This window comes from Cohnella cholangitidis, assembly GCF_014107495.1.
GTDB classification, from domain to species: Bacteria; Bacillota; Bacilli; order Paenibacillales; family Paenibacillaceae; genus Cohnella; species Cohnella cholangitidis.
In genome coordinates, this window is the sequence record NZ_CP041969.1 from 4,072,889 (window position 1) to 4,088,272 (window position 15,384).

9 protein-coding genes and 2 pseudogenes are annotated in these 15,384 nt (G+C 54.8%); 9 read left to right on the forward strand and 2 right to left on the reverse strand.

The window, feature by feature from the left end; translation table 11 throughout:
• The first annotated feature begins 62 nt into the window (after nt 1-62).
• The 7 genes and pseudogenes from FPL14_RS18810 to FPL14_RS18845 all read left to right on the forward strand — a co-directional run bounded on the left by FPL14_RS18810 (nt 63) and on the right by FPL14_RS18845 (nt 11,063).
• Nucleotides 63-2,132, forward strand: a complete 2,070-nt coding sequence (locus FPL14_RS18810) for a (Fe-S)-binding protein (protein ID WP_182299220.1) — start codon at nt 63-65, stop codon at nt 2,130-2,132.
• Nucleotides 2,129-4,495 (forward strand): 3-hydroxyacyl-CoA dehydrogenase/enoyl-CoA hydratase family protein, encoded by a 2,367-nt coding sequence (locus FPL14_RS18815; RefSeq protein ID WP_182299221.1) that lies wholly within the window; start codon nt 2,129-2,131, stop codon nt 4,493-4,495. Before FPL14_RS18810 ends, FPL14_RS18815 begins: the two co-directional genes overlap by 4 nt.
• Before the next feature lie 479 nt (nt 4,496-4,974).
• Nucleotides 4,975-6,158, forward strand: a pseudogene (locus FPL14_RS18825) (thiolase family protein).
• Between the two features lie 28 nt (nt 6,159-6,186).
• Nucleotides 6,187-7,973, forward strand: a pseudogene (locus FPL14_RS18830) (acyl-CoA dehydrogenase family protein).
• 12 nt (nt 7,974-7,985) lie between these two features.
• On the forward strand, nt 7,986-9,692 hold the full coding sequence (locus tag FPL14_RS18835) for a long-chain-fatty-acid--CoA ligase (RefSeq protein ID WP_182299222.1): 1,707 nt from the start codon (nt 7,986-7,988) through the stop codon (nt 9,690-9,692).
• A 157-nt stretch (nt 9,693-9,849) separates the two neighbouring features.
• On the forward strand, nt 9,850-10,659 hold the full coding sequence (locus FPL14_RS18840; protein ID WP_182299223.1) for an FHA domain-containing protein: 810 nt from the start codon (nt 9,850-9,852) through the stop codon (nt 10,657-10,659).
• Nucleotides 10,660-10,874: 215 nt separating this feature from the next.
• A complete protein-coding gene (locus FPL14_RS18845) occupies nt 10,875-11,063 on the forward strand; it encodes a hypothetical protein (RefSeq protein WP_182299224.1) in 189 nt (62 codons plus the stop codon).
• 65 nt (nt 11,064-11,128) lie between these two features.
• On the opposite strand, the gene FPL14_RS18850 is transcribed toward FPL14_RS18845, so the two are convergent.
• Entirely contained in the window at nt 11,129-12,271 is a 1,143-nt protein-coding gene (locus FPL14_RS18850) for a hypothetical protein (protein WP_182299225.1), read from the reverse strand.
• A gap of 122 nt (nt 12,272-12,393) precedes the next feature.
• Between FPL14_RS18850 and map the strand changes: the two genes are divergently transcribed.
• Nucleotides 12,394-13,173 (forward strand): type I methionyl aminopeptidase, encoded by a 780-nt coding sequence (gene map / locus FPL14_RS18855; protein ID WP_229263576.1) that lies wholly within the window; start codon nt 12,394-12,396, stop codon nt 13,171-13,173.
• A gap of 34 nt (nt 13,174-13,207) precedes the next feature.
• On the opposite strand, the gene FPL14_RS18860 is transcribed toward map, so the two are convergent.
• Entirely contained in the window at nt 13,208-13,924 is a 717-nt protein-coding gene (locus FPL14_RS18860) for a hypothetical protein (protein WP_182299226.1), read from the reverse strand.
• A gap of 400 nt (nt 13,925-14,324) precedes the next feature.
• On the opposite strand from FPL14_RS18860, the gene coxB reads away from it, so the two are divergent.
• The gene (coxB, locus tag FPL14_RS18865) at nt 14,325-15,353 is read left to right on the forward strand and encodes a cytochrome c oxidase subunit II (protein WP_182299227.1); all 1,029 of its coding nucleotides are present in this window, start codon (nt 14,325-14,327) and stop codon (nt 15,351-15,353) included.
• Nucleotides 15,354-15,384: the final 31 nt, after the last annotated feature.

Sequence of the window (15,384 nt, forward strand, 5' to 3'; positions counted from 1 at the left end):
CAGAAGATCGCGATCGTTCCAAGGGGGGGGCGCAAGCAAAGGGAAGCGGGGTGGGCAGCTCAATGAATGGTTGGCTGGCAGCGGCCGTCACCTTATGCGGAATCGGAATCTTCGGTTGGATTGTCGTCGGTAAAATCAGGCTTATTCTAGACGGCGCGCCGGACGGGGGGATGAGGCTGGATTGGCGGCGCGCCGCGAACGCGGGCGGGCAAGTATTCGGACATCGCAGGCTTCTTCAAGACCGCCGCAGCGGCGGCATGCATCTTGTTTTGTTCTATGGCTTCTTGATCCTTCAGTTAGGAGCATTAGAACTACTGTGGAAAGGGGTTAGCGGAAAATCTTTGGCTTGGGCGGATAACGGAACTTTCTCGCTGTTGCAGGAAACGACCGTCGGGTTAGTGCTGTTGGCGGTCGCCTTCGGGGCTTACCGGAGGTACGGGGAGAAGCTTTCGAGGTTGCCTAAGGGGTGGAAACCCCTGCTCGTATTGATCTGGATCGCGGCGTTAATGTTCTCCGTCGCGTTCACGCTTGCGTTCGATCGATTGAAGGAGTATTCCGCCGCTTCGCTAACGGCTCCGATTTCTTCGGCGCTTGCCTCGGGGATGGAGAGGATGGGCGGAGGAGTTTCCACGGCATGGGCGGATATCGGTTACGCCGTTTCGTGGTGGGCGCACCTTCTGTTGTTGCTCGGGTTTCTCGTCTACGTCCCTTTATCTAAGCATTTTCATATCTTTACGGCGCCGGCGAACTGGCTCTTGCGCCCGCCCGGTCCGCCGAAAATGACCAAATTGGATTTAGAGGACGAAGCTGCGGAGAAGTTCGGGATGAACTCGATTGCGGATTTGACCCGCAAACAGAGGCTTGATCTGTTCGCATGCGTGGAGTGCGGAAGATGCACAGACGTATGTCCCGCGGCAAATACCGATAAGGGGCTATCCCCGATGCATCTGATGACGAAGCTTCGGGATACGTTGCAAGGCAAAGGCATGGAATTCAAGCCGGCAAGCGAGGTGGAAAGCGGCGATCCGGGCGTCGTGGGCATCGGCGGTACCATGGCATGGCAATCGTCGGGCTGGATGAAGAGCAATAACCCGCAAGCCGCCGAAGTGATCGGCGAAGTGATTACGGAGCGGGAGTTGTGGGCTTGTACGACGTGCAGGCATTGCGAGGAACGGTGTCCCGTAGGCAACATGCAGTTATCGCCGTTGATGGAGATGCGGCGGTATCTCGTGCTGACGGAAGGCAAGATGCCAGCTGAAGCGAGGCGCACGCTGCAAAATATCGACCGGCAAAGCAATCCGTGGGGATTCCCGCGCCAGGATCGCACGGCATGGATGGAGGAGTTCACCGCCAAGACGGGCTGGCATATCCCGACCCTTCGAGAGAATCCGAGGCCGGATTGGCTTTGGTGGGTAGGAAGCATGGGAGCATACGATCGGCGAGCTCTTCGGGTTACGTTTGCGTTCGCTAGATTGCTGAAGGAGGCGGGAGTCGATTTCGCGGTGCTGGGGACGGATGAACGCAATTCCGGAGATACCCCGAGGCGGCTTGGCGACGAATTTCTTTTCCAAGAGCTATGCCGCGCGAACATAGAGACTTTCAATAAACACGGCATTACGAGAATCGTCACGACTTGCCCTCATACGTATCATCTTTTTCGCAACGAATATGCGGATTTCGGCTTCGTTGCCGAGGTTAAGCACCATACCGTGCTGTTGGCGGAGCTTCTGGACCAAGGGCGGCTTGACCCTCGGAACCCCGTTTCTCGTACGATGACGCTGCATGATTCGTGTTACTTGGCGCGTTACAACGGGATCGTCGAAGCTCCGCGTTCGATTATGTCGGCGATCCCCGAGCTAATGACGAAGGAGATGGAGCGTTCTGGCAACCAAGGGCTTTGCTGCGGCGCGGGAGGAGGGCGCATGTGGATGGAAGAGCCCGGGCGCAGGGTGAATGAAGTACGCGCGGCCCAAGCGCTTGCGACCGGAGCGCAGTTGATCGGATCCGCCTGCCCTTATTGTTTGACGATGATGGAGGAAGGCTTGCGCAAGCATGGAGAGGAGGAGCGGGTCGGAGCGCTGGATGTGGCGGAGTTGCTGGCGATGTCGGTGTTCGGAGTGGGGACAAAATGACCCGAGGGGAGTGGGGACGTTTGTGGAATGTGCGGAAAGCGGCGGTAATCGGAGCGGGGGTGATGGGGTCGGCCATTGCCGCCCACTTGGCGAATGTCGGTGTTCCGTGCCTGCTTCTCGACATGGAAGGGTTGGCGGTTAAAGGCATTGCGCGCCTGAAGGAGGCGAAGCCGTCGCCCTTGTATGATCCTTCGTTTCTAACCCGAATACGGGCGGGCGATTTGGATAGGGATTTGGCGTTGCTGTCGGAGTGCGATTGGGTCATCGAGGCGGTCTCGGAGAAACTGGACGTCAAACATAGCGTATGGAAGCGCATTGACTCGGTATGGAGGCCGGGGATGATCGTCAGCAGCAACACCTCGGGCTTATCGATTAACGAAGTGGTTTCGGTATGCGGTGAGGCTTGTCGCCGACATGCGATGGCAACTCATTTTTTCAACCCTCCTCGGTATATGAAATTGCTTGAAATCGTCTCCTGCCGGGAAACGGATCCGCAAGCGGTATCGGACGTTGCAAGGTTTTGCCGCGAGCGGCTCGGCAAAGGGGTGGTGACGGCCAAAGACACGCCCAACTTCATCGCTAACCGAATCGGGACGTACGCGATGTTAGCAACGCTTCAAGCGATGGAGAAACACGGCTTGACGGTAGACGAGGTCGATGCCGTTACCGGACCGTTGATCGGGCGGCCTAAGAGCGCTACCTTTCGCACGTTGGACCTGGTGGGATTGGATACGTTCCTGCACGTGTGCCGCAACGTGAGGGAGAATGTAGCCGATCCATTGGAAGCGGCGGCATTCGCGGCTCCGGCGATCGTAGAGGATTTAGTCTCGCGAGGTTGGCTCGGCGAGAAGAGCGGCGGCGGCTTTTATCGCAAAAACAACTCCGAAAAGGGTAAAGACCGAATCCAGGTGCTCGATCCGGTCACGATGACGTACGGCGCTCGGAACAAGGTGACATCGCCCGCCTTGGAAGCAGCCAAGATGGCGACGGGAACGGCAGGGAAGTTGCAAGCCTTGCTGGCGGCCGCGGATCATGACCGGTTAGCCGCGTTCGCGCGCGACGTTCTGGAGGCTTCGCTTCGCTATTCGGCGGAGAAGCTCGGCGAAATCGCGGATACCTCGATCGAAATCGATCAAGCGATGAGATGGGGGTTCAATTGGGAGGAAGGACCGTTCGAAACGTGGGATGCGCTCGGCGTGGCGGAGACGGCATCTCGTCTTGAGGAAAGGGGGATAGCTGTTCCGGCGCCGGTTTCCGCCATGCTGAATAAAGGTTCCTCCTCCTTCTACGTCCGGCAGGAAGGGCGTCTGTTTCATTACTTGCAAGGGCAATACAAAGCCGTGGAGGAGAGGCCCGAGGAATTGTCTTTAAGAACGCTAAGAGAGAGGGGTCATACGATATTCGACGCTGACGGCGCAAGATTGATCGACCTTGGAGACGATGTGGCTTGCTTGGAGTTCTACTCTCCGCACAATGCCATCGGTCCGGGCGTGCTTTCCGCCATTCGCCGGGCGTCGGAGGAGGTCGATCGCAACTGGCGCGGGCTAGTACTTGCGAATGAAGGACGAAATTTCTGCGTCGGGGCGAATCTGATGCTGCTGTTGATGGAGGCCGAGAATGGGGAATGGGAAGAAATCGATCTCATTATCCGCGATTTCCAGAGGAGCATGAAGTCGCTGCGCGTTATGCCTCGTCCTGTCGTAGCGGCTCCGCATAGAATGACTCTGGGAGGAGGAGTGGAAGCTTGTTTGCCGGCGGATCGGATTTTATTCTCCGCCGAAACGTATTTCGGTCTCGTGGAAACGGGAGTAGGTCTGATTCCGGCCGGAGGGGGGTGTCTGGCGGCGGCCGCGATGGCGCAGGAACGAGCGGAGGCGGCGGGCTTGAATGACGTGACGGCGCCGATCTCCCATCTCTTCGAGTCGATTGCGATGGGGAAAGTGTCGGAAAGCGGATTTCATGCAAAACGGCTTGGCTATTGGCGATCGGGCGACGGGGTCGTCATCCGCGAGGAGGCGCGGATCGCCGAAGCGAAGAACGCGGTGTTGGAGCTGGACCGCCGAGGTTATGCCGTTCCGTCGGCGGATAGGCAAGTAGCCGTCGGCGGCCGGGAAGCGGCGACCGTGCTAAGGCTGGGAGTATCCGCTATGAAACGCGGCGGCTATATCTCGGATCATGACGTCCGCATCGCCTCGAAGCTCGCCGGCGTCCTAACCGGCGGAGACGTGCCGGCAGGCACGGTCGTGCGGGAAGAGCATTTGCTCGACCTGGAGCGGGAAGCGTTCTTGAGCCTTTGCGGCGAACCGCTGACGCAATCCCGCATGCGCCACATGCTCGCCACGGGCAAACCTTTGCGGAACTAAATTGTCTTTCAACGACAACCAACCAACCAACCAACCAACCAACCAACCAACCAACCAACCAACCAACCAACCAACCAACCAACCCAAGCCCCATTGTCGCAAAAAGCGACTATAAGAAGTCAATCGAGAAGAACCGCCCTCTTATTGTCGCAAAAAAGCGACCATAAAAGGTCAATCGAGAAGAACCGCCCTCCCATTGTCGCAAAAAGCGACTATAAAAGGTCAATCGAGAAGAACCGCCCTCCCATTGTCGCAAAAAGCGACTATAAAAGGTCAATCGAGAAGAACCGCCCTCTTATTGTCGCAAAAAGCGACTATAAAAGGTCAATCGAGAAGAACCGCCCTCTTATTGTCGCAAAAAGCGACCATAAAAGGTCGATCGAGAAGAACCGCCCTCCCATTGTCGCAAAAAGCGACTATGGATATGGCGACCTTGAAGGTAGAGCGAACGAAAGTTCACATCAAGGAGGGAGAGCGCTATGACCGGCAGAGAAGCCGTCATCGTCTCGGCAGTGCGTTCGGCGGTCGTCGGGGGAAGAAAGGCGGCTTCGCGCAAACCCGACCGGAAGATTTGGGCGCGGCGGTACTGAGGGAAGCGGTCCGGCGCGCCCCGGGGTTGCAGCCTTCCGACATCGACGACGTCATCTTCGGCTGCGCGATGCCGGAGGGCGAGCAAGGGCTGAACGTGGCCCGATTGATCGCGCTGCATGCGGGATTCCCCGTCCATGTTCCCGCGGTAACCGTAAACCGGTTTTGCGCTTCGGGTTTGCAGGCGATTGCCCAGGCGGCCGCGGCGATCCGGGGCGGATTCGTCGATACGGTCGTCGCCGGCGGAGTGGAGAGCATGAGCCGGATTCCGATGTCCGGCTTCAAGCTTTCTCCCCATCCGGGCCTATTCGACGCGTTGCCCGCCGCGTACATGGGAATGGGCCACACGGCGGAGCTTGTAGCCAAGCGCTGCGGAGTGACCAGGCAGATGCAGGATCGGTTCGCCGCGGAAAGCCATCGCAAAGCCGCTCAAGCGGCGGCGTTGGGAAGGTTCCAGGAAGAAATACTGCCTATTCTTACGACGGCTGCCGTAGCGGATGCCGAAGGCCATTTGCATACGAAACATTTTACCGTGGCGAGCGACGAATGCGTTCGCCCGGATACGACGGAAGAGAAGTTGGCTGCCCTTAAACCGTCTTTCGCCCTAAACGGAACCGTAACCGCGGGCAACTCCTCCCCTTATAGCGACGGAGCGGCAGCTCTGGTCATGATGAGCCGAGAAAAAGCCGACAGCCTTGGCATCCAGCCGCTTGCGACGTTCAGGGCATACGCCGTAGCCGGGCTGCAACCGGAAATCATGGGCCTAGGGCCGGTCGAAGCCGTACCCAAAGTGTTGGAACAGGCAAAGCTCTCGAAGGAGCAGATCTCCCTATGGGAGGTCAACGAAGCTTTCGCGGCGCAATGTTTGCCGGTTATCGACCGGCTAGAGATCGACCCCGAGCTGGTCAACGTCAACGGAGGAGCCATCTCGCTCGGTCATCCTTTAGGCAGCACGGGCGCCAAACTGACCGTTACTCTGTTGCACGAGTTGCTTCGGCTGGGCGGCGGGTACGGAGTAGTGACGATGTGCGTCGGCGGCGGAATGGGGGCGGCCGGAGTATTCGAGGCGGGTTAACAAACTCCAACAAAGGAGGTGGCGCACGATGTCTAACGGGGTATGGGGCGGCGGGCGTTTCGTTGTCGATGACGCGGAACCGGGACAGATCGTGACGCCCGAGGATTTCACGGAAGAACAGCGGCTGCTGGCGGAGACGGTTCGCGCCTTCGTTGAACGGGATATCAACCCGCGCGACGCGGATATCGAGAAGCTCGATTACGAACTCACGGTGAAGCTTATGCGCAAGGCGGGCGAGATCGGACTGCTGGGCGCGGACGTGCCGGAAGCCTACGGCGGCTTGGGACTGGACAAAACAAGCACGACGCTGCTCGCGGAAACGTTATCGCCGGCTTCCTCGTTCGCTCTGTCTGTCGGGGCGCATACCGGAATCGGAACGCTGCCCATCGTGTTTTTCGGAACGCAGGAGCATAAGAAACGATGGTTGCCGCAGTTGGCCGAAGGCGAGCTGATCGCCGCGTGTTGCTTGACGGAGCCGGGCTCGGGATCGGATGCGCTAGGCGCGCGAACGACCGCGACTCTTACCGAGGACGGCCGGCATTACATCCTTAACGGCTCCAAGCTGTACATCACGAACGCCGGTTTTGCGGACTTGTTCATCGTTTACGCGAAGGTGGACGGAGCGCATTTTAGCGCTTTTATCGTCGAGCGGGATACGCCGGGCTTCACCATCGGGCCGGAAGAACGGAAGATGGGCATTAAAGGCTCGTCTACCCGCCCGCTCTTTTTCGAGGACGCGCGAATTCCTGCCGATCATCTGCTTGGCGAAGTGGGCAAAGGCCACCTGATCGCCTTCAATATTTTGAATATCGGCCGATTTAAGCTGGCAGCGGCCTGTCTGGGCGGCATGAAGGAGGCCGTGCAACTGGCTTCTTCTTACGCGAACCAACGGAAGCAATTCGGCAAAAAAATCTCCTCCTTCCCGTTGATCGCGGCTAAGCTAGCCGATATGAATACGCTGGCGTACGTGACGGAAAGCATGGTGTACCGAACGGCCGGTTTGATCGACGAGTCGCTAAGCCAAGCGGATCCTGAAGGAACCGAAGGCGGTCATAACGCGGCCAAGGCTATCGCGGAATACGCTTTGGAATGTTCGATCAATAAAGTTTTCGCTTCGGAAGCGATGGATGCGGTCGTCGATGAAGGAGTTCAAATCCATGGAGGCTGCGGCTATATCCAAGAATATAAAATCGAAAGGCTGTACCGCGATTCCCGCATTAACCGGATATTCGAGGGAACTAACGAAATCAACCGTTTATTGATTCCCGCCACTTTGCTGAAGCGGGCGCTTAAGGGCGAGCTTCCTTTGATCGAGAGAGCCCAGGCGCTGCAGCGCGAGCTGCTGAGTCCGGCCCCGCTGGCGACGACGTCGGCGGCATCCCCCTTATCCAGGCAGATCGCTATTCTCGCCGCGCTCAAGAAGGTGTTCCTCATGGTCGGGGGGCTCGCCGTGCAGAAGCATGGGCTGCGGCTTGAACGCGAGCAGGAAACCGTCGCGGCGTTGGCCGATTCCATGATCGATATGTACGCTCTTGAAAGCGCCGTCCTGCGGGCTCGTAAGCAGCTTTCGCGGAGCCAAGAGAATAGTCCGGATAACTTGATCGACATGACGGCATTGTTCGCGGAAGATGCGGCGGAGAGAGCCGGCCGGCGCGCCCGGACGATATTGGCCGCGTTGGAGAAAGGAGAGAGCCTGAGACTGCCAAGCTTTCCGTGCTGAAACGGTTGCTAAGATTCGAGCCTATCGACTTATTCGCTCTGCGCAAGCGCATTTCCGCCCGCGTCATCTCTGCCGAGAGCTACGTCGGACTCTGAGGAGGCATGCATATGAGTGAGGTTACCGATCGGCAGGAAAACAAGCGGCCATGGCTTCGTCACTATCCTTTGCAAGTCTCTCCGACCTACGAGTACCCCAAAACCAACATCGCTAACATTCTGCTCGATTCCGCGCGCGAGTACCCGAATCACGAAGCGCTCGATTTTCTCGGCAGAAGTTATACGTACAAGGAGTTGCTGCGCCAATGCCGCAAGCTGGCGAACGCGCTTAGAACGTTTGGCGTGAGCAAGGGAGACCGGGTGGCAATCATGCTTCCCAATTGTCCGCAGGCGGTTATCGCTTATTACGGAGGGTTGATGGCCGGTGCCGTCATCGTCCAGACGAACCCGATCTATACGGAGCGGGAACTGCACGATCAGCTTGCCGACTGCGGGGCGACGACCCTGATCACGCTGGATTTGCTCATGCCGAGAGTCGACAAGGCGAGAGAGAATACTGCCCTTAGACAGGTGATCGTCACCTCGTTGTCGGACGCTCTTCCTTTTCCGAAGAACGTTCTGTACCCGATCAAGCGCCGTAAGGAATATCCGGATCTGCATGTGAAATATAAAAAGGCGGAAGGAATTGTGCGTTGGTCTGCCGTGCTGAGAAAGGGAAAAGAAACTCCGATCTGCGAAGAGGTAAACGCGGATACCGAACTAGCGATGATCCAATATACGGGAGGAACGACCGGGCGGCCCAAGGGCGTGATGTTAACGCATGCCAATCTGCTGGCCAATACGGTTCAGGCTGCGACGTGGTGTTATCGGATGGAGAAGGGCAAGGAAAGGTATTTGGCCGCGCTTCCTTTATTCCACGTGTTCGGATTGACCGTTCTGCTGAACCAGGCGATTTACCAGGGGGGCTCGATCTTGCTCGTGCCCCGGTTCGATCCGCGGATGGTGCTCGAAACGATACGCCGAAGAAAGCCGACCGTTTTCCCGGGGGCGCCAACGATGTACATCGCGCTGCTCAATCACCCCCACGCTATGGAGGGGGATCTAAGTTCGGTGCGGGTATGCGTAAGCGGAGCGGCGCCTCTGCCCCGGGAAGTGCAGGAGAAGTTCGAGAAGAAGTCGGGCGGCAAGCTGATCGAAGGGTACGGCTTAACCGAAGCTTCGCCGGTGACCCATTGCAATCCGATCTGGAGCTACCGCAAAGCCGGCACGATCGGCATTCCCTTGCCGGATACGGACGTCAGAATCGTAGGGGAAGATAGCTTGGATCCTCTCCCGGCGGGAGAGATAGGCGAACTGGCGATCAAAGGGCCGCAGGTGATGGCGGGCTATTGGAATCGACCGGAAGAGACCGCCTCGGCGATACGGGACGGGTGGTTGCGAACCGGTGATCTCGCAAAGATGGACGAGGAAGGGTTCTTCTCCATTATCGATCGGAAAAAAGATATCATTCTGGCTGGAGGATTTAACGTATATCCGAGGGAGGTCGAGGAAATTCTGTTTGAGCATCCCGCGGTGAAGGAAGCTTCCGTGCTCGGCGTGCCCGATTCTTATCGCGGAGAGACGGTGAAAGCCTATATTGTGCTTAAGGAAGGTTGGCAAGTATCGGAAATGCAGCTGAATCGTTGGTGCCGGGAACGGTTAGCTCCTTATAAAGTGCCTAAACTATATGAATTCAGGGACAGCTTGCCGTTGTCTCTTATCGGTAAGGTCATACGGCGCAAGTTAAAGGAAGAGCTGGAAGGGAAAGAGGAAGAGTAGTTAAAAATATCCTAAAATATGGATGGAACGAATTGAAGGGGGACTTCTTTTTCGCTATAATGATCGTATGCGCGAAAAATCGCCTTTCCTTTCTAATCAATAAGGAAAGCGTTTACAAAATAACTAATCGCATGCGGTTATGATGGAGGTGAGATTGTTGACTGAGCGAATACAAGACCATAAAGAAAGGGGGAATCGCATCAAGTACCGAAGGGGAGTCAATCCCGCATTAGCCAAAGTCGCGGCGTTCATTGCGCTTCTGCTGGGGGGGATTCAGACAGGGCCTTATCGCGTGTTTGCCGCGCAATCTCTGGAAACCGCGACGGCAATCAAGGCAGGCACGCTTCCTTTGCTTGCTGCATTAGGATTGGGGATCGCGGTCGCCGTGGGAGCCGTAATCGCTTTTCTCCAGATGACGGCGAAGGGCAAGGATACCTATGATTATTCTTCTACAACAATAGAGGATCACGATCACGAATCGTTCGAAGAACATTCTTTGGAGGAGTGGAACGAAGAGGAAACGTTGCCCAACCCGGAGGCGGAGCACAATCCGCTCACGGATTACACGATTCCGATTACGAATATTCTTAGTTTTCCGGATCAAGTGGAAATGGCGGAAGAATGGGAACCGCGTCTTTGCGGCATAGAAGGAGAGCATGCGGGCACGAGCTACCGCGTTCTGAATCGCCGCCTGACTTTCGGACGCGATCCTTCGCAATGCGCGATTTTGTTTCCTTACGAAGCGGGCGAAATTAGCCGCGTTCATTGCACGTTAAGATTCAATGAAGAAAGCCGCACTTTCGTGCTTGAAGATAACGGGTCTTCTAACGGGACCTTTCTCTATAACGGCGAGAAGCTGCAGCCCGGCATGCGTTACGAACTCCGAGCGGGAGAACGGTTTTCCCTGTCCGGGAAAAATCATTTGTTCGAAGTCAGGGACGTGCAAGAGCAGGTTTCCAAGGGCTAACTTCCCGGGGATCATGAGCCTAACGTTTTTTACTTTATCCCCCAGCCGATAAATGGTATAATCAGAAAATGCAGGAACGTTTTCTTAATGGCATACAGCGGTGGAACATCGAAGCTTAAGGAAGAACCTTAATTTCGGTTCTCCAAGTGGCGAAATACCGCCTCCGTTCCGGGATTTGCGCCGGTCCGGAATCCATTCCACTGGGAGGGAATTGCATGGCCAAACGCAGCCACAACGAAGTTCAAGAAAGTTTGCGAGAACTGACTAGAATTTTCCGCCCCAAGGATCCGCGCAAGTTCGTTAAAGATTACATCCGCAAATACAGAATTACCGGTGGATATGAAGAGGAGCTAACGACTCTCGTAGAACGCGAGCTGACTAAATTAAATACCCCCGCATCGTGACGTTGCGGGGAATAACCGACCTGGAGCAGGCGCAAGCCGCTTTCGGTCGGTTTTTTTGGCTATTCTCATCTGCCGGTGTAGGCAAATTCGTGATCGCTTATTAGGATATAACTAATCAATTTACTTTCGTCATCCGTTAGGATAAAGCTCATGTAATAACGTTGGTCGATCGGCGGAATCTCTAACGGGCTAGTCGTTTCCGTCATTTTGCCTAAACCGTCTTTCTTCTTGTAGAAAGAGTAATCGATGATTTTATCGGAGACGTGCGTGGGTTGACCGTAAAGTTTGACTAGACCTTCGAAGTCGGTTAACAATCCTAACCCTCGGGGCGTTCGATAGATTTTAGTGAAATCCTCGTCTAGACGGATGAGAATCGCGACAGCTTTCTTATTCCGGTAATAGACTTCCGCGCCTTCATATACGTAAAACTTGCCCGCGAAACCATCGCGCGTCCCCGGATCGCCGAGCAGTTTATCAACGGACGTTTTACTCATTCCGATCGCGACTCTGCCTTTGCCGCCATCCGCTTGAACGGAAAGGTCCCACATCGTAAAAGGCTTAGTCTTGTCCGGTCGAACGATATGCGAGTTCATGGCTGCAACCCGGTCGTCCGCTATGGGCTTAAAATCGCCACGTTCAATGGAAAAGGAATAAATCTCATCCCTATGCGAGGAGTAAAACTTAAGTCGATAAAGCGATGATTCCTCAATGCCGGCGACATTTTCGTTCGGCTTAATTTGAGAAATCTCACCATCTGTCTCTCTAAATAAATACTCGCCTGTCTCTTTCAAGCTGGGGCTTCCAAGCTGCCTTTCAACGTCTTCGCGGGCGGAGGATTCGTCGATCGTCCCGTTAAGCGATGCTTTGCCGCCCTCGACGGAAAAGTAAACGGCCTGATCGTTCTCGTAAGCAATGATAAGATCGCCGTGCTTGTCGTAATCAAAGGCTGGGGTCCGATAGGTGATCCCTGTTCCGAGAAGCTGATCGACATTCTTCTTGCTCATGCCCGGCTTTAGCTTTACGATGTTGCCGCCTATCGAATAATGAAGGGTTAAATAAGGATGATCGGCGATAGGAACAGAGGGGGGCGATGACGGGCTTTCCGCCGAGAGACGGGAAAACGGCGGGAAAAAGCTTGCGGCAATTAGAAGAAACAATAAAACGTTCATTCTCCATACGATTGATTTCCTACTCTGAAGAAATAGCATGATAATCTCCTTCTCGACATTAATCTTATAAGAGGAATATTCAACGATTTCCGCCGTTTTCCTCCTGCAGGTGGTGCTTCGGATCCCGTTGGAATACATATAGAAATACGGGAGGTGTGGAAGTGGGAGCTAACCCTAACAAGAAAACCGAGGCAAGCCGGATTCCGATACGATCGCGGGAAGAAATTGCGCGGATGGCCGCGACGGGACGATTGGCGGGCCGGCTGAGAAGAGAGTTGGGCAAACGGGTGACGCCCGGCGTTTCGACGCTGGAATTAAACCGATACGCGGAGCGATATTTGGAGGAACGCGGGGCAATCGCAGCGCAGAAAGGCTACCATGGTTATCCTTATGCCATATGTACGGCGGTTAACGACTGCGCCTGTCATGGTATGCCTAGCGAGAGAATTCTTAAGGAAGGCGATCTCGTTACCTTGGATTTCGTCGTTGAATGGAACGGATGGATGGCCGATACGGCATGGACTTTCCCGGTAGGCCGAATATCCAATGAAGCGAAGCGGTTGCGGAAAGCCGCTTACGAAGCGATGACGAGAGGAATCGAGTATGCTAGGGTAGGGCGTACGCTTGGAGATATTGCGGCGGCAGTCGGACGGGTTGCGGATTCGGGGCCATACGGAGTGGTCAGCCAATTCGGCGGCCACGGAATCGGCAAATCGATGCACGAACCGCCGGAGGTGCCCTTCGTCGGTGCTGCAAGAACCGGCCATAAACTGAGGGAAGGAATGGTCATTACGATAGAACCGATCTTAACGATCGGATCTCCCGAGGTCTATATCGGGGAAGACGGTTGGACGGTCTTGACCGTGGAGGGCGGCATAGCCGCCCAATTCGAACATACGGTCGCGATTGCTTCCGAAGGACCTATCCTGCTTACTAAATAGGTAAATGCCCGGGCCAATGGCGAAGCCTTGCAAGTTATTTGCCCGGCGTTTGCTTCGAATAGAGGGGGATCGGAACTTTGTTTCCATTGGCGAACGTGTATTGAACAAGCGTATTGAAGTCCGTTGTCAGAGGGGCAAGCGGCTTCTTTAGCCATGCTGCTTTTGCATACTCTAACGATTGATTGACGAATTCGCGATTGGCGGAAATATGAACTTCTTGAGCGCGAGCGAAATCTTTTCTGATCGTATCTCCGATGACTTGCCGCAGCTCCGTCGATAAATCTCCGAAGTCTTTATGCGTGAAATAAGAATTGTAAGGAGTGGCGACTTGGCGATTGTCCCATTTCGAACTGCCGGTGCTGACGTTGTACACGCCTTCGGTCGTACCGCTATTGTCCTGTTCATGCGATCTTGGACCGCCTCGCGCCTCCGTTCCCGTTGCCGACCAGTCCGTTAGAATGCCGACATAAGCATTCTTGTCCGTCAAGAAGACAAGCGCCGTATTGACGCCGGGAAGCGAAGCGACTTTGTTCGAGAGCGCGGAGCTGTACTCGAAATAACGATTGTCATGCTGCTTCGGGTTGCCGGACAAGGAACCGTAAGAACGGACGCCGGTCATTTTCGGATCGTTCGCGCTTCTGCTGGCGTAGTCGTTCGCGCTCTTCTGAAAGTATGATTTGTAATTGCATGCAGTCATTAGGACGAGCAATAAAGCAATTCCAAGTAGCGAGCCAGAACGTCGAGCTGACATGAGACAACCCCCTCCAATGCATTCAATATGCGATTAGGTTTTACAGCCGCTCGGAAAGTATGCGCGTCCGATCGCACATAAAACTCGGGCATATTGGCAAAAAGAAGGGAGAGGCGAAAAAGGGGAGGAAAGCGAAGCGGTCGGGAGAGGTTTCGCGAATAGACGCCGAAGAAGTACAAATGATTGTCTCAATTCAATGAAATCCTTATGATTACGCCATATTTGACAGTTTTGAGAACAATGTGTGAACTGTTCTGTGAACATTGACAAACTGTGATATCAATCATAATATTTGTTAGTGGAGATGAAAAGCGCGTGTTGCTTGTTACAACATCTAGGTGTAGAAAGCGTTTGCTACATAAGGGCAAAAGCTCTACGAAAACGTCAAAATGGGGTTGATATGATGAAACGGTGGCCTGTAATGAAGCGGCTGCTTCCGCTGCTGACAGGTTTAGTGCTGTTGTTGTCGGCATGTGGAAGAGAAGACCTCTCAACTCTGAATCCGCAAGGACCGGTAGCTGAGAAACAATTAGATTTGATGAAACTGTCCATTGGCATCATGGCTCTGGTCGTTGTTGTCGTGTTCGTCATCTGTATTTACGTGCTGATTCGCTTTCGTCGCCGTCAAGGCGACAAAACGATTCCTAAACAAGTCGAAGGGAATCACACGCTGGAGATCATCTGGACGGTTATTCCTCTTGTCCTGCTTTTGATTCTCGGTTTTCCGACAATTAGAGACGTGTTCGGATTAGCTAAGGATTACAGCAAAGACAAAAACGCAGTGCAAGTAAAAGTAACGGCGCATCAATACTGGTGGGAGTTCGAGTATACCGATTACGGAATTACGACTGCCCAAGAATTGATCGTTCCAACGGACAAGAAAATTTCGTTCGAACTCGTAGCAGCCGACGTTAAGCACTCTTTCTGGATTCCTTCCATCGGAGGGAAAATGGATACGAACCCTGGCGTAACGAACAGGATGTATCTGGAGTTCCCCAATGAAGGCGTGTTCCGCGGCAAGTGCGCGGAATTGTGCGGACCGGCCCATGCCTTGATGGATTTCAAAGCCAAAGCGGTTAGCCCGTCCTCGTTCGATCGTTGGGTCGCGGCCATGAAAGCTCCGGCGCAAATGCCTGCGGATGCGGAAATCGCCGAGAAATTTACATCGCAATGCTTAAGCTGCCATGCTGTCGGAGAGAATGGCGGTAACAGCGCTCCTAACTTGACTGGTGTCGGATCGCGTCAAACAGTCGGCGGTATTCTCTATAACGACGAGGCCGGAGTGGAGCAGAACCTCCACGATTGGATTACGGATCCTCAGAAATATAAAATCGGCGCTATGATGCCGGGTGCGGAAGACAATAGCTTGACGCCTGAAGAAGTCTCAAGCATTGCCAAGTATTTGGCGGAATACAAGCTCGACTATTAATCACGCGGGAAACTAAGGGGGTACGTGGCCT

Coding starts and splice junctions, on each gene's coding strand:
- coxB (WP_182299227.1), top strand. CDS start 14,325: ATGATGAAACGGTGGCCTGTAATGAAGCGGCTGCTTCCGCTGCTGACA.
- FPL14_RS18850 (WP_182299225.1), bottom strand. CDS start 12,271: ATGCTATTTCTTCAGAGTAGGAAATCAATCGTATGGAGAATGAACGTT.
- FPL14_RS18845 (WP_182299224.1), top strand. CDS start 10,875: ATGGCCAAACGCAGCCACAACGAAGTTCAAGAAAGTTTGCGAGAACTG.
- FPL14_RS18860 (WP_182299226.1), bottom strand. CDS start 13,924: ATGTCAGCTCGACGTTCTGGCTCGCTACTTGGAATTGCTTTATTGCTC.
- FPL14_RS18835 (WP_182299222.1), top strand. CDS start 7,986: ATGAGTGAGGTTACCGATCGGCAGGAAAACAAGCGGCCATGGCTTCGT.
- FPL14_RS18810 (WP_182299220.1), top strand. CDS start 63: ATGAATGGTTGGCTGGCAGCGGCCGTCACCTTATGCGGAATCGGAATC.
- FPL14_RS18815 (WP_182299221.1), top strand. CDS start 2,129: ATGACCCGAGGGGAGTGGGGACGTTTGTGGAATGTGCGGAAAGCGGCG.